At 65.1% G+C, this 13411-nt stretch carries 12 protein-coding genes; 9 read left to right on the forward strand and 3 right to left on the reverse strand.

Annotation, left to right across the window (positions count from 1 at the left end):
• Nucleotides 1-16: 16 nt before the first annotated feature.
• Nucleotides 17-796 (reverse strand): AraC family transcriptional regulator, encoded by a 780-nt coding sequence (locus OX462_RS07270; RefSeq protein WP_409028085.1) that lies wholly within the window; start codon nucleotides 794-796, stop codon nucleotides 17-19.
• Nucleotides 797-897: 101 nt separating this feature from the next.
• Here OX462_RS07270 and OX462_RS07275 point away from each other — a divergent pair, with 101 nt between their 5' ends.
• A complete protein-coding gene (locus OX462_RS07275; protein ID WP_409028086.1) occupies nucleotides 898-1788 on the forward strand; it encodes a DMT family transporter in 891 nt (296 codons plus the stop codon).
• Nucleotides 1789-1826: 38 nt separating this feature from the next.
• Entirely contained in the window at nucleotides 1827-2414 is a 588-nt protein-coding gene (locus OX462_RS07280) for an O-methyltransferase (RefSeq protein ID WP_409028087.1), read from the forward strand.
• Here OX462_RS07280 and OX462_RS07285 read toward each other — a convergent pair whose 3' ends face one another.
• Both OX462_RS07285 and OX462_RS07290 read right to left on the reverse strand, forming a co-directional pair.
• Nucleotides 2415-2924 (reverse strand): free L-methionine (R)-S-oxide reductase MsrC, encoded by a 510-nt coding sequence (locus OX462_RS07285; RefSeq protein ID WP_070221149.1) that lies wholly within the window; start codon nucleotides 2922-2924, stop codon nucleotides 2415-2417. It abuts the gene before it with no gap.
• Nucleotides 2925-2991: 67 nt separating this feature from the next.
• Nucleotides 2992-3882 (reverse strand): LysR family transcriptional regulator, encoded by an 891-nt coding sequence (locus OX462_RS07290; protein WP_409028088.1) that lies wholly within the window; start codon nucleotides 3880-3882, stop codon nucleotides 2992-2994.
• A gap of 89 nt (nucleotides 3883-3971) precedes the next feature.
• On the opposite strand from OX462_RS07290, the gene OX462_RS07295 reads away from it, so the two are divergent.
• The 7 genes from OX462_RS07295 to OX462_RS07325 all read left to right on the forward strand — a co-directional run bounded on the left by OX462_RS07295 (nucleotide 3972) and on the right by OX462_RS07325 (nucleotide 13403).
• Complete coding sequence (locus tag OX462_RS07295) at nucleotides 3972-4958, forward strand: aldo/keto reductase (RefSeq protein WP_409028089.1); 987 nt, start codon at nucleotides 3972-3974, stop codon at nucleotides 4956-4958.
• 139 nt (nucleotides 4959-5097) lie between these two features.
• Nucleotides 5098-5922, forward strand: coding sequence for a CheR family methyltransferase (locus OX462_RS07300; RefSeq protein ID WP_200899269.1), 825 nt, complete (start codon nucleotides 5098-5100; stop codon nucleotides 5920-5922).
• Between the two features lies 1 nt (nucleotide 5923).
• Nucleotides 5924-6532, forward strand: a complete 609-nt coding sequence (locus tag OX462_RS07305; protein ID WP_409028090.1) for a chemotaxis protein CheB — start codon at nucleotides 5924-5926, stop codon at nucleotides 6530-6532.
• 106 nt (nucleotides 6533-6638) lie between these two features.
• Complete coding sequence (locus OX462_RS07310) at nucleotides 6639-7763, forward strand: hybrid sensor histidine kinase/response regulator (protein ID WP_409028091.1); 1125 nt, start codon at nucleotides 6639-6641, stop codon at nucleotides 7761-7763.
• Nucleotides 7760-11158, forward strand: coding sequence for a hybrid sensor histidine kinase/response regulator (locus tag OX462_RS07315; protein WP_409028092.1), 3399 nt, complete (start codon nucleotides 7760-7762; stop codon nucleotides 11156-11158). Before OX462_RS07310 ends, OX462_RS07315 begins: the two co-directional genes overlap by 4 nt.
• Nucleotides 11159-11206: 48 nt before the next feature.
• On the forward strand, nucleotides 11207-11605 hold the full coding sequence (locus tag OX462_RS07320; RefSeq protein ID WP_099410027.1) for an MAPEG family protein: 399 nt from the start codon (nucleotides 11207-11209) through the stop codon (nucleotides 11603-11605).
• A gap of 106 nt (nucleotides 11606-11711) precedes the next feature.
• A complete protein-coding gene (locus OX462_RS07325) occupies nucleotides 11712-13403 on the forward strand; it encodes a RecQ family ATP-dependent DNA helicase (RefSeq protein ID WP_409028093.1) in 1692 nt (563 codons plus the stop codon).
• Nucleotides 13404-13411: the final 8 nt, after the last annotated feature.

The following is a 13411-nucleotide window of genomic DNA, read 5'->3' on the forward strand; positions in this document are numbered from 1 at the left end:
AAGCGGAGCCGCTTTTTCAGCGCAGCCTGCGGCGGAACTGGTCCGGCGTGCCGCCGCCCTGGCGGCGGAACATGGCGATGAAGGCGGAGGCCGTGCTGTAGCCCAGTTCCAGCGCGATCGCCTGCACGGTTTCTCCCTGTTCCAGCAGGGGCAGGGCGGCCAGGAAGCGCTGGCGCTGGCGCCATTCGCCGAACGGCATGCCCAGTTCGCGTTGGCAGCGGCGCGCCAGGGTGCGCTCCGTGACGTGCAATTGCGCGGCCCACTCGGCCAGTGAGCGATTACTTCCCGGCTCCGCCTGCAGGGCCGCCAGCAAGGCCGCGATGACGGGCTCGTCGCTGCCGGGCAGGTAGTTGCGGCTGCACGGCGCCAGCTGCAGCTGGTCGACCAGCACCTGCGCCAGGCGCTGGTCGGCTGCGGTGGCGGGCGTGGTGACGTTTCTGTCGGCGAAGTCGCCGAGGATGGCTTTGAGCAGGGGACTCAATACCAGCGCGCACGGCTGGGCCGGCAGCTGCGCGCACAGGCTGGCATCGATGTAGGCGGAGTGAAACACGACGTCCTGGCGGATATAGCCGTCGTGCAAGGTTTCCGGCGGTATCCACACGGCGTACTGGGGCGGCGACAGATAGCGCTGGCCCGCCACCATGATTTCCATCACGCCGGTGGAACAATACGTGAGCTGGCCCCACGGATGGCTCTGGTAATCGAACTGCTGGTGCGCGTGATAATCGTCGAGGCGAAAGTACACGGGGTAGGGCAGGGTGTCGGAAACGGCGGGGAAATGCTGGTTGCTGGCCATGGTGTCTTTGTCCTGTTCTTCGCATCGAATGTCCGATATGCATTATATCCATGGAATCAGACCATGCGAAAATGGCGGTATTGAAATCTGGAGTCCGCCGCATGCAAGCCAAGCATTATCTGTTTCCCGTGATCGCCGTGCTGATCTGGGCCATCAATACCATCGTGAGCAAGCTGGCTGTCGGCGTGATCGATCCGGCCGCCATCTCGTTCTTCCGCTGGCTGCTGGCCGGCGTGCTGCTGGCGCTCGTGTTTGCCCGTCCCGTGTGGAAGCAGCGGGCCGTGGTGACACCGTATCTGGGCAAACTGTTTGTGCTGGGCATGTTGGGCATGGTCATGTACCAGTGCCTTGCCTACATCGCCGCGCAAACGACGACGGCCACCAACATGGGTATCCTCGCGTCGATGATGCCGCTGCTGGCCGTGGGCCTGTCCGTGCTGGTGTTGAAAGAGGCGCCTACCGTGGGCGGCGTGTTCGGCGGCATCGTGTCCTTGCTGGGACTTGGCTACCTGCTCAGCCATGGCGACCCGGCCGGCCTGCTCGCTCATGGCGCGGCCGTCGGCGACGCGCTGATGCTGCTGGCCTGCCTGTCGTATGCGGGCTACGGCGTGCTGCTCAAGCGCTGGAAGATTCCCCTGAATAACTGGCATTCGCTGCTGATCCAGGTCTGGTGCGCCGTGCCCGTGCTGTTCGTGTATTACCTGAGCCAGTCGGCGCCGCCCGTCACCAGCGCCGGCTTGCCGCTGGTGCTGTTTGCCAGCATTCCCGCATCGATCATCGCGCCGTTTTTGTGGATGCATGGCCTGGCCAAGCTGGGCCCCAGCCGCGCCACCACCCTGATGAACTTGCTGCCCGTGTTCACGGTGATCATCGCCATGCTGTTTCTCGGTGAAACCTTGCACAGCTACGATGTGATCGGCGGCGGCGTGACCCTGCTGGGCGTGGTGATGGTGCAAACGCTGAAACGTCCCCTGCGCCGCGCCAGCGCCTAGTTTTTTTGCTATGCTGGTGTTTTTCACAAGGAGCCATCATGCCGGACATTGATACCCTGTTGAGCGAACTCGAAGCCTTCGGCAGCAGCAACGATGCGGCGCACACGGAACGCGCCAGCCGCATGCTCAACATCACGCGCGATACGGGCGAATTGCTGGCCGTGCTCGTGCACGCGCGCGGCGCGCGCCGGGTGCTGGAAATCGGCACCTCGAACGGTTACTCGACCCTGTGGCTGGCGCGCGCGGCGCAGGCGCTGGGCGGCAGCGTGGTGACGGTGGAAAAGGCGCAGGACAAGTTCGACATGGCGCACGACAACTTTGTGCGCGCGCAATTGCAAGGCGTGATCGGCCAGCTGCTGGCGGACGCGGGCGACGTGCTGCGCGATGCGGCGGACGGCGCCTACGATTTCATCTTCCTCGATTCCGCGCGCCAGCAATACGCACAATGGTGGCCGCAGCTGGACCGGGTGCTGGCGGCGGGCGGCGTGCTGGTGGTCGACAACGCCAGTTCGCACTACGCGGACATGGCGCAGTTCCTTGACGCCATCCGCGCCGACAGCCGCTACACGGCGTGCCTGGCGACTGTCGGCAAGGGCGAATTCATCGCCGTCAAGTCCGGCAACTGATTATTCAGCGACGATAGCCGCTTCCAGCACGCGCACCAGCGATTCGACGCCTTGCGCGTCGACGTCATCGAAACGGCCGGTCAAAGGACTGTCGAGGTCGAACACGCCGACGATCTGGCCGTGCGCAAACACGGGCACGACCAGTTCCGAACGGGAATTGACGTCGCAGGCGATGTGGCCGGGAAAAGCGTGCACGTCCTGCACGACGATGGACTTGCCTTCGACCACGGTGGTGCCGCATACGCCGCGGCCCTTCTTGATGCGGATGCAGGCCGGCTTGCCCTGGAACGGTCCCAGCACCAGTTCCTCGCCCTTGAGGAAATAAAAGCCGGCCCAGTTCAGGCCCGGCATCGTGTGGAAGACCAGCGAACTGAAGTTGGCCGTATTGGCGATGAAGTCGGTTTCGCCCGACAGCAAGCCTTGCAGTTGCGAACGCAGGTCCGCATACATGGCTTGCTTGGCTTCGGGGGTATCGGTGGCGTAGGCGGCGTCGCTGAGGGTAAACGTCATGGTCGTGGTGGGGCGCAAAATGGGGAAGGCTCTATGGTAGCGCGTCTGGCGCATCCGCGTGTGACCCTCACTTTTGCAGGTGTTCCTGCGCCAGCCGGCGCAGCAGGGGCAGGGCCGCATGGCCGTGCTCTTCCCGCCAGGCCAGGCCGATGCCGGCAGCCAATTCCTCGCCCTCCGCCAATGGCCGGTAGGCCACGCCAGCGAGGCGCAGCGCGCGGAACGAGTCGGCCAGCAGCGCCATGCCCTTGCCGGCCGCCACGTCGCCGAGCAGCACATGGTGGTCGGGCGCTTCGCGCAGGAAGGCGGGCGCGAAGCCATGGCGGCGAAACACTTGCTGGCAATGGTCGAAGAAGGCGGGCTGGCGCGCCCGTTCGAACCAGTAAATCGATTCTGCCGCGATGTCGGTCAGACTGAGCTTGCGCTTCTTCGCCAGCCGGTGCCCGGCGGGCAGGGCCAGCATCATGGGCTGGCGCGCCAGCGGCTGCACGGCCAGCTCGAACGTGGCGCTGGGTAAAGCGAGCAGCGCCGCGTCGAGCTGGCCCTTGCGCACGCCAGCCACCAGGCGCGGCGACGGCGCCGCCGTCAGTTCCAGCCGGACACTGCCCAGTTGCGCCTCCAGCGCCGCCAGCAGCGGGCGGAACAGGCCGGCCGCCACGGAGCTGGTCAGACCCAGGCGCAGGCGTGCCGGGGCGGCATCGCGCTGCAGCGACGTTTGCGCCGTCTCCAGCAAGTCGAGGATGTGCAGTGCCTGCGGCAGCAGGGTGCGGCCCGCCTGCGTCAAGGCCACGCCCTGCGTGTCGCGCTCGAACAGGCGCGCGCCCAGTTTTTCTTCCAGTGTCTTGATGGCGCGCGACAAGGGCGGCTGGGTCATGTGCAATTGCTCGGCCGCCTGGCGAAAGTTCAGGCAACGGGCAACGGCGCAAAACAGGGTCAGGGCGTGGGTATCGAGGGCTCTCATACCAGAAAGGTATCACGAAATCGCGCATTCCCCCGCCAGCCGGCACGGCCTAGACTGGCTGCATCGAGTCAACACATGAGGAGAGCAGCATGCAACAGCGACGCATCGGCAATAGCGGTTTGAGCAGTTCGGCACTGGGCCTGGGCTGCATGGGCATGTCGGAATTTTATGGCGCCACGGACGAGGCGCAATCGATGGCCACCCTGGAAGCGGCCCTGGCGGCGGGCGTGACCCTGTTTGACACGGCCGACGCCTACGGTTTTGGCCACAACGAGCAATTGCTGGGACGTTTCCTGGCGCGCCACCCAGGCCAGGCGCTGGTCGCCACCAAGTGCGGCCTGGCGCGCGAGCCGGGCAGCTATGCGCGCCGCGTCGACAATTCCCCCGCCTACATCCGCCAGGCGTGCGAAGCGTCGCTGGGGCGCCTGGGCGTGGAGAGCATCGACCTGTTTTACCTGCACCGCCTGAACCTCGATACCCCTTTGGCAGAGTCGATGGGAGCGCTGGCGCAATTGAGGCAAGAAGGAAAAATTCGCGCCGTAGGCTTGTGCGAAGTGAGCGCCGCCACTTTGCGGCGCGCGGCGGCGCTCTGCCCCGTGGCGGCCGTGCAGAGCGAATACTCGCTGTGGACGCGCGAGCCGGAGCAGGGCGTGCTGGCCGCCTGCCGCGACGTGGGCGCCAGTTTCTTTGCCTACAGCCCGCTGGGGCGCGGTTTCCTGACGGGCGCCATCGCCGATGCGGCCAGTCTCGACGCGGGAGATTTCCGCCACTTCAATCCCCGTTTTGCCGCCGACAACCTGGCGCATAACCAGGCCATCGTCGCGCAGGTCAGGGACATCGCGCGCGCCAAAGGCTGCACGCCGGCCCAGCTGGCGCTGGCCTGGCTGCTGGCGCAAGGCGACGACATCATTCCCATCCCCGGCACCAAGCGCATCGCCTACCTGCACGACAACCTCGGCGCGCTGGCCGTGCGTCTGGACGGGGCGGAGCTGGCGGCGATGAACGCCGCCTTTCCCCTGGGCATGGCGGCGGGCGCGCGCTATACGGAGGAAGGCATGAAGGGCGTGGATGCGTGAAAAAGTGGCTCTAGCGTACGCCAGCGTACCTAACTGACGCTTTTCCTGCGGGATAATCGGCGACGATCTGCTAGCATTTGGCAGTGACTGCACGGTGCGTGTTGCCCCGTGTTCAACGGTCAGGTATCCGATGAGGTGGATGTTGTTAGATGACGATATTTTCGATATAGAACTGAAATTATTGCTTGAGGGAATATTGCTGCGCTATCAGCACGATTTCCGCGATTATTCCGTGGCCTCCCTGCGCCGGCGCATGCGTCAGGCCATGGAGCGCTTCGGCTGCGCCAGCCTGTCGCAATTGCAGGACCGCATCTTGCACGAGCCGGCCATGTTCGCGCAGATGCTGCAATTTTTTACGGTGCAAGTGAGCGAGATGTTCCGCGATCCCGCGTATTTCCGCGCCTTGCGCGAAAAAGTCGTGCCCATCCTGCACACCTATCCCTCGATCAAGATCTGGGTGGCCGGCTGCAGCAGCGGCGAAGAGGTGTGGTCGCTGGCCATCTTGCTGGAAGAGGAAGGCTTGCTCGAGCGCAGCATGATTTATGCGACCGACATCAATGTGGAAGCGCTGGCTGCCGCGGAAGCGGGTATCTATCCGGTCGAGCGCATCGCCCAGTTCAGCGAGAATTATCAGCTGGCGGGCGGCAAGCGCTCGCTGTCCGACTATTACACGGCCGCCTACAAGGGCGCCATCTTTGACCGGCGCTTGCGGCGCCAGTTCGTTTTCGCCGACCACAGCCTGGCGACGGACAGCGTGTTTTCGGAGGTGCACATGGTTTCCTGCCGTAACGTGATGATTTATTTCAATAAAGATTTGCAGGACCGCAGCCTGGGCCTGTTCCACGAAGCGCTGGTGAACCGGGGCTTCCTGGGTCTGGGCATGAAGGAAAGCCTGCATTTCAGCCGCCATGCGGACAGCTTTAACGAGCTGAGCCCGGCCGAACGCATCTTCCAGCGTGCCTGACATGCTGCCGAGCTCCGACGTCGCGTCACCGCCGGCCGGCCTGCGCCTGATCGCCATCGGCGCTTCGGCCGGCGGCGTGGAAGCGCTGGGCATCGTGCTGCGCGCCTTGCCCGCCACCTGCCGCGCGGCCGTGGTGGTGGTGCTGCACCTGGCGCCGGGCCGCTCGAGCCAGTTGCCGCAGTTGTACGCGGAACGTTGCCAGCTGCCCTTGCGCGAAGCGCAGGACAAGGAACCGCTGCAGCCCGGCGTCGTGTATTTCGCGCCGCCCGACTACCACCTGCAAGTCGAATCCGATGGCTGTTTTTCCCTGTCGCAGGAAGCGCCCGTGTATTTTTCGCGCCCATCGATCGATGTCTTGCTGGAAACGGCTGCGTATGCCTACCGGCGCGCCATGCTGGCCATCATCCTGACGGGCGCCTCGGCCGACGGCGCGGCGGGCCTGGCGCGCGTGCGGCAGCTGGGCGGCAGCGCCTGGGTGCAAGACCCGCAGCGGGCCAGTTGTGGCATCATGCCGGCCGCCGCGCTCAAGCTGGCCGGCGCCGACCGCGTGCTCGATTTGCCGCAAATGGCCGCCAGCCTGGCATTGCTCGGCGATGGCGAACACAAGTGAATGGGAATAGTGTAGTGCGTGTAATATATGTGAGAATTGAAACAATGTTTATGTCCATATCGAAACACGATGGCGTCTTGCCGTTGCGATGCCTGAAGATGATTCCGTGACCGCTCCTATTCATATCCTCGTCGTTGACGACATCGCGCAAAACCTGGTTGCCGCCGAAGCCGTGCTGGCGCGGCCCGGCATTGTCATCCTGAAGGCCAGCTCGGGCGCGCAAGCGCTGGAACTGCTGTTGACGCATGAAGTGGCGCTGGCCCTGATCGACGTGCAAATGCCGCAGATGGATGGTTTCGAGCTGGCCGAGCTGATACGCGGCAGCGAACGCACGCGCAGCATTCCCCTGATTTTCCTCACGGCCGCGTCGCGCGAGCCGAGCTACAGTTTCCGTGGCTACGAGGCGGGCGCCGTCGACTTTCTCTACAAGCCCATCGACGTGAAAGCCTTGCAAAGCAAGGTGGCGGTGCTGGTCCAGCTCTACCAGCAGAAACGCGAATTGTCGGCCCAGCTCGATGAACTCAAGCACGCGCTGCACCTGAATGAACTGTTCACGGCCGTGCTGGGTCACGACTTGCGCACGCCCTTGTCGGTGGTGATGAACGGCGCCATGCTGTTGCCGATGATGAGCGACCACCCGAAGGTGATCGTCACGGCGCAGCGCATCGAAAGCAGCGCCAAGCGCATGGCGCGCATGGTCGACCAGTTGCTGGACCTGGCGCGCATCCGTTCCGGCACGATGGAGTTGCGCGGCAGCATGCACGACTACCTGGCGCTGGCGCGCGCCATCGTCGAGGAATGCGAGACGGCCGGTCAGGCGCCGCAGGTCGAGGTCAGCAGCGTGGGCGAGCTGCACGGGCAATGCGACGCGGGCCTGCTGTCGCAAGTCATCTCGAATCTGTTAAACAATGCCATCACGCATGGCGAGCCGGGCGCGCCCGTGCAACTGGCCCTCGACGGACGGGACGCCGGCAGTATTGAATTGCGCATCGCCAATCGTGGCGTCATTCCCGCCACCTTGCTGCCGACCCTGTTCGAACCGTTCCAGCAGGCGGGCGAGAAGCGCCGGACGGGGCAGGGCCTGGGACTGGGCCTGTACACGGCAAACATGTTCGTCAAGGCCCATGGCGGCACGCTCGAGCTCAGTTCGACGGCCGCGCAGGGCACGCTGGCGACCGTGCGCATTCCGCGCCAGTGCCAGGTGTGCGTGCAAGCGGGACGGGCGACATGAGCGCGCCAGCCTGGCCGCGCGGCGGCGGCAGCATGGGGGAACTGGTGCGCCAGCGCGACTGGTCCGCCACCAGCCTGGGCGCCGTCGATGGCTGGCCCGCCCATCTGCGCACCAGCGTCGACATCGTGCTCAATTCGCCGATGGCGATGGTGCTGATGTGGGGCCCGCAGCACGTCATGATTTACAACGACGACTACATCCAGATCGCCGGCGAGCGCCATCCGGCGGCGCTGGGCGGCACGGTGCCGGGCATCTGGCCGGAAATCTGGGACTGGAACGCGCGCATCCTCGAAGCGGGACTGCGCGGCGAGACGCAGGTGCACCGCGAATGCTGTTTGCCGCTGTTGCGCGGCGGACAGCGTACGGACGTCTGTTTCGACCTGTTCTACACGCCCGTGCATGGCGCCGGCGGCCAGGTGGACGGCGTGCTGTGCACGGCGCTGGAATTGACGGCGCGCATGGAGGAGGGGCGCAAGCTGAAGCTGGCCACGGCCGAGCTGGGTCAACTCAACACCACCTTGCAGGCCGAGAGCGAGGCCGTGCGCGCGGCCAACCGCCGCCTGGGCGAGGAGCGGGCGCTGCTGCGCGCCCTGTTCCAGCAGGCGCCGAGTTTCATGGCCCTGCTGCGCGGGCCGCAGCACGTGTTCGAATTGGCGAACGAGCATTATCTGCGTCTGGTCGGGCACCGCGATGTGCTGGGCAAGACAGTCGAAGCGGCCTTGCCTGAAGTCAAGGAGCAAGGTTTCATCGAGCTGCTCGACCAGGTCTACCGCACGGGAGAACCTTACGAGGGGCGCCAGGTGAAGGTGGACTTGCAGGCGGCGGACGGGCAGACGGGCCAGCGCCAGATCGATTTCGTGTACCAGCCCATCAAGGATGAAGAGGGCGTGGTGACGGGCATCCTCGTCGAAGGCATCGACGTGACCGAACGGATGGAAGGCGAGGAGCGGCTGCGCCTGGCCCAGCAGGCGGGCGGCATCGGCACCTTCGAATGGTTCCCCGAGACGGGCGCGATGGTGGTGTCGCCCACGTTCCGCCGCCTGTGGGGCATTGCCGACGAGGTGGAAGTGACGGAACGCCTGCTGGTGAGCCTGGTTGATGCGCGCGACCAGCAAAAGGTCGGACCGAGCAAGCTTGACGTCGCGCCCAATCCCCTCGAATACGTCGAGTACCGCATCCGCCGCCCCGCCGATGGCGCGCTGCGCTGGATCGCGCGTCAGGGCGAGGTGGTGGCCGGCCGCATGCCGGGCCAGCGCCGCTACGTGGGCGTGTCGTTCGACGTGACGGAGCGGCGCCAGATCGAGGACGAACTCAACGCCAGCCAGGAGCGTATGGCGGCCATTTTCGGCCAGGCCTCGGTGGGCTTGTCCGAGCTGGGCCTCGATGGCAGTTTCCAGAGGGTCAACGGTGCCCTGTGCTGCATGCTGGGGCGTTCCGCCGAGGAACTGCTGAGCCTGAACATGAACGACATCATGCATCCGGCGGACGTGCCCGGCAACAACGTGCTGTTCCAGCGTCTGGTGGAAACGGGCGAGTCGTTTTCGCTGGAAAAGCGCTACCTGAAGCCCGACGGCACGCAAGTGTGGGTGTCGAGCAATGTCAGCCGCCTCGTCGATGAGCAGGGTCATACGCGTTCCCTGATCGCCGTCAAGACGGACATCACGGACCGGCGCCGCGTGGAAAAAGCGCTGCATGAATTGAACGAAACGCTCGAGCACCGGGTCGAACAGGAAGTCGGTGAGCGCACCAAGGCCGAAGACGCGTTGCGCCAGGCGCAAAAGATGGAAGCCGTGGGCCAGTTGACGGGCGGCATCGCGCACGATTTCAATAATGTGCTGCAAATTATTTCCGGCAATTTGCACTTGCTGCAGCATCTGGCGGGCACGGATGGCCTCATGCGCCAGCGCCTGGACACGGCGATTGCCGCCGTCGAGCGGGGCGCCAAATTGTCGTCGCACCTGCTGGCCTTTGCGCGGCGTCAACCGTTGAAACCCGTGGTGGCCGACCTGGCACGCGTGGTGCGCAACATGGATGCGCTGCTGCGGCGCGCGCTGGGCGAAGCGATCGACATCGTGCTGGTGGGCGGCGGCGGGCTGTGGAATACCCTGGTCGACCGCAGTCAGATCGAGAACGTCATCCTCAACCTGGCCATCAATGCGCGCGACGCCATGGATGGCGTGGGCAAGCTGACGATCGAACTGGGCAACGTCGTGCTCGACGAACAGTATGTGCACAATCTGGTCGACGTGCCGGCGGGCCAGTACGTGATGCTGTCGGTGACGGACACGGGCCGCGGCATGAGCGGCGCCGTGCTGCAGCGCGCGTTCGAGCCGTTCTTCACCACCAAGCCGGAAGGCGCGGGCACGGGCCTGGGCCTGTCGATGGCGTATGGCTTCGTCACGCAAAGCCGCGGCCATATCCGCATTTACAGTGAACCTGGCGTGGGCACGGGAGTCAAAATCTACTTGCCCCGTTCCCTGATGGCCGAAGCGGACGAGGAACTGGAATTGAGCGGCGTCGTCACGGGCGGCACGGAAACCGTGCTGGTAGTGGAAGACGACGTGGGCGTGCGCACCACCGTGGTCGACATGCTGGGGGCGCTGGGCTATACGGTGCTCAAGGCCGAGGATGGCGAAAGCGCGCTGGCCGTGCTGCATAGCGGCGCGCAGATCGACTTGCTGTTTACGGACGTCATCATGCCCGGTCCCGTCAGCAGCACGGAGATGGCGCGCCAGGCGCGCGAGTTGCAGCCCGATATCGCCGTCTTGTTTACGTCGGGCTACGCGCAGGATGTCATCGTGCATGAGGGGCGTCTCGACGCGGGAGTGGAATTGCTCAGCAAGCCGTACCGGCGCGAAGAGCTGGCGCGCAAGCTGCGCCATGTACTGGCCAACCGCCAGCAGCAAATGCGTGCGCGCCAGTTTGAACGGTCCGGCGCGCCGGTGGCCGGCATCCTGCCGACCGGCAGCGCGGCGGCCAGCGTGCTGGGAAGTGACACGCCGGGACTGGACTTGACGGGCCATGCTCCGGAACCGCAGGGGGACATGCCGACATCGATGAAAATACTTGTGGTGGAAGACAACCTCGATTCGCAGCTGATGGTGTGCGAACTGGTGGGCATGCTGGGCCATACGGTCAGCGGCGTGTCCGATGGCGAGGCGGCGTGGAAATTGCTCAACGAGCAAGACTTCGATATCCTGTTTACGGATGTCAGCCTGCCCGGCATGTCCGGCATCGCGCTGGCGCGCATGGTGCTGCGCGATAAACCGGCCATGCGCATCATCTTTTCCACGGGCTATGGCAAGGAATCGATGGATGAGCTGGGTTTTTCCGCCAGTGTCTTGCGCAAGCCCTATGATTTGATGGAGTTGCAAGCGGCACTCGACCAACCTTGACGGGCATGCGCCGCTTCGGCCCGCCCGTCTCACACCTAGAGGTAAGGCATGACCCCTGAACTGACGATGCTGGCCGGTACCCTGGTGCTGGCGCTGGTGCAAATCCTGCTGCCCGCGCTGTTCCGCACGCGCGAAACGGGCACGGCCTATAACGTGAGCGCGCGCGACGGCGACGGACCGCCCGTGGGCAAGATCACGGGCCGTTTGCAGCGTGCCCAGGCGAACCTGTTCGAAACCCTGCCCCTGTTTGCCGCCGCCGTGCTGATCGCCCACGTGACGGCGCAGGAAAGCGCGCTGACCCTGTACGGCGCCGCCCTGTATCTGGCCGCGCGCGTACTGTATCTGCCCCTGTACGCGTTCGGCGTGCCCGTCGTGCGCACCCTCGTGTGGTGCGTGTCGATTGCCGGGCTGCTGATGCTGTTCTGGGCCATCCTGTTCGCTTCCTGAATTCCTACGCTGGCTGTAGCAGCCGTCCTATGGTCGTACGCCAGACCCGGCCGTAAAGTGGCGGCAAGCTGGCGACTGGCGCCGGCATGTGAGGAACCGGACCACGATGGCGACTACCATTTCTGCAGTGAACGAAGCGGGCAGCGCCCGCCAGCGCAAGATCCAGCGTCTGCTGCGCTCCGTATTCGGCGTGGCGCGGCTGCGCGCGGGCCAGCAGGACGTCATCGACAGCGTGCTGGCCGGACGCGACACCCTGGCCATCATGCCCACGGGCAGCGGCAAGTCGCTGTGCTACCAGCTGCCCGCCGCCCTGTTGCCGGGCGCCACCGTGGTGGTGTCCCCGCTGATTTCTCTGATGAAGGACCAGCTGGAAAAGCTGCACGAACTGGGCATCACGGCCGTGCAGCTCAACAGCAGCCTGTCGCGCGCCGAGGAAGACGACGCCATCGCCCGCATCGCCCAGGGCGGCAGACTCATCATCTTTTGTACGCCGGAACGCCTCACCAATACCGCCTTCCTGTCGCTGCTGGCCGGCACGCCGCCCAGCCTGGTCGTCATCGATGAAGCCCATTGCATTTCCCAGTGGGGCCACGACTTCCGTCCCGCCTACCTGGACATCGCGGCCGCCCTGCGCGCGCTGGGCCGCCCGCCCGTGCTGGCGTTGACGGCCACGGCCACCGGGGAAGTAATGGACGATATCGATACGCAACTCGAAGCGCGCAAGCTGAACGTCATCAATACTGGCATCTACCGCGCCAATTTGCGCTACCGCGTGATCCAGGTCACGAATGCGGAAGAAAAACGGGACGAAGTCCTGCGCCTGCTGCGCGAAACGCCGGGCGTGGGCATCGTGTACGCGGCCACCGTCAAGGCCGTCGAAGACCTGGCGGCGCGGCTGGAAGCGTTGGGCGAGAGCGTCACCTGCTACCACGGCAAGCTGGCGGCGCGCGAGCGCAAGCTCCACCAGGACTTGTTCATGAATGGCGAGCGCCGCATCATGGTGGCCACCAACGCGTTTGGCATGGGCATCGACAAGCCCGACACGCGCTTCGTCACCCACTTGCAGGTGCCGGCCAACCTGGAAGCGTATTATCAGGAATCGGGCCGCGCAGGGCGCGACGGCTTGCCCGCCGACTGCACCTTGCTGTACTTCCAGGAAGACAAGCGGGTCCAGCAATTTTTTCTGGCGAAGCACTATCCCACGGCCGAGGAACTGGCCGCCATCGTGGCGGCAGCGCAAGAATTGCCGGCCACGTTTGCTTTCGCTGCGCTGGCGTCCAGCCTGCCCGATTTTTCCGACGGCCACCTGAAGGTATGCCTGAAACTGTTGAAAGACGGCAAGCTGCTGCGCCAGGACCGCAAGCTGGGCTACAGCCTGAAAGCGCCTTCGGCCAGCTCGCCCTCGTATGCGCAGCTGGCGCAGATCTACGTCGACAAGCAGGAGCGCGACAAACAGGCGCTCGAGCAGATGGTGGCCTATGCGCAAAGCGGCTTGTGCCGCTGGAAACTGCTGCTCGATTACTTTGGCGATGCCGGCGATTTCCAGCGCTGCTGCACCTGTGACAATTGCCTGTCGCCGCCCGCGCTGGCCGCGCCCATTTCCCTCGACGAGTTGCCCCCGGTCCCGTCCCAAGCGCCATCGCCGCCACCAGCGCCGCAGATTGCCGTCGGCAGCCGCGTGCGCGTGCCCCGCTACCAGATCGGCACCGTGCTGTCGGTGGCGGGCGACCAGGTCACGATTGCCTTTCCGGAAAACACCACGCGCACCTTCATGGCCGAGTTTGTCGCACCGGCGTGAACCGAGTG

The sequence above is a fragment of the Janthinobacterium aestuarii genome, from assembly GCF_046113285.1.
GTDB lineage: Bacteria > Pseudomonadota > Gammaproteobacteria > Burkholderiales > Burkholderiaceae_D > Janthinobacterium.

Excerpts from the sequence above, each read along its gene's own strand:
- OX462_RS07320 (WP_099410027.1), top strand. The coding sequence starts at position 11,207 with ATGACCCCTGAACTGACGATGCTGGCCGGTACCCTGGTGCTGGCGCTG.
- OX462_RS07280 (WP_409028087.1), top strand. The coding sequence starts at position 1,827 with ATGCCGGACATTGATACCCTGTTGAGCGAACTCGAAGCCTTCGGCAGC.
- OX462_RS07300 (WP_200899269.1), top strand. The coding sequence starts at position 5,098 with ATGTTGTTAGATGACGATATTTTCGATATAGAACTGAAATTATTGCTT.
- OX462_RS07325 (WP_409028093.1), top strand. The coding sequence starts at position 11,712 with ATGGCGACTACCATTTCTGCAGTGAACGAAGCGGGCAGCGCCCGCCAG.
- OX462_RS07285 (WP_070221149.1), bottom strand. The coding sequence starts at position 2,924 with ATGACGTTTACCCTCAGCGACGCCGCCTACGCCACCGATACCCCCGAA.
- OX462_RS07270 (WP_409028085.1), bottom strand. The coding sequence starts at position 796 with ATGGCCAGCAACCAGCATTTCCCCGCCGTTTCCGACACCCTGCCCTAC.
- OX462_RS07305 (WP_409028090.1), top strand. The coding sequence starts at position 5,924 with ATGCTGCCGAGCTCCGACGTCGCGTCACCGCCGGCCGGCCTGCGCCTG.
- OX462_RS07315 (WP_409028092.1), top strand. The coding sequence starts at position 7,760 with ATGAGCGCGCCAGCCTGGCCGCGCGGCGGCGGCAGCATGGGGGAACTG.
- OX462_RS07275 (WP_409028086.1), top strand. The coding sequence starts at position 898 with ATGCAAGCCAAGCATTATCTGTTTCCCGTGATCGCCGTGCTGATCTGG.
- OX462_RS07295 (WP_409028089.1), top strand. The coding sequence starts at position 3,972 with ATGCAACAGCGACGCATCGGCAATAGCGGTTTGAGCAGTTCGGCACTG.
- OX462_RS07290 (WP_409028088.1), bottom strand. The coding sequence starts at position 3,882 with ATGAGAGCCCTCGATACCCACGCCCTGACCCTGTTTTGCGCCGTTGCC.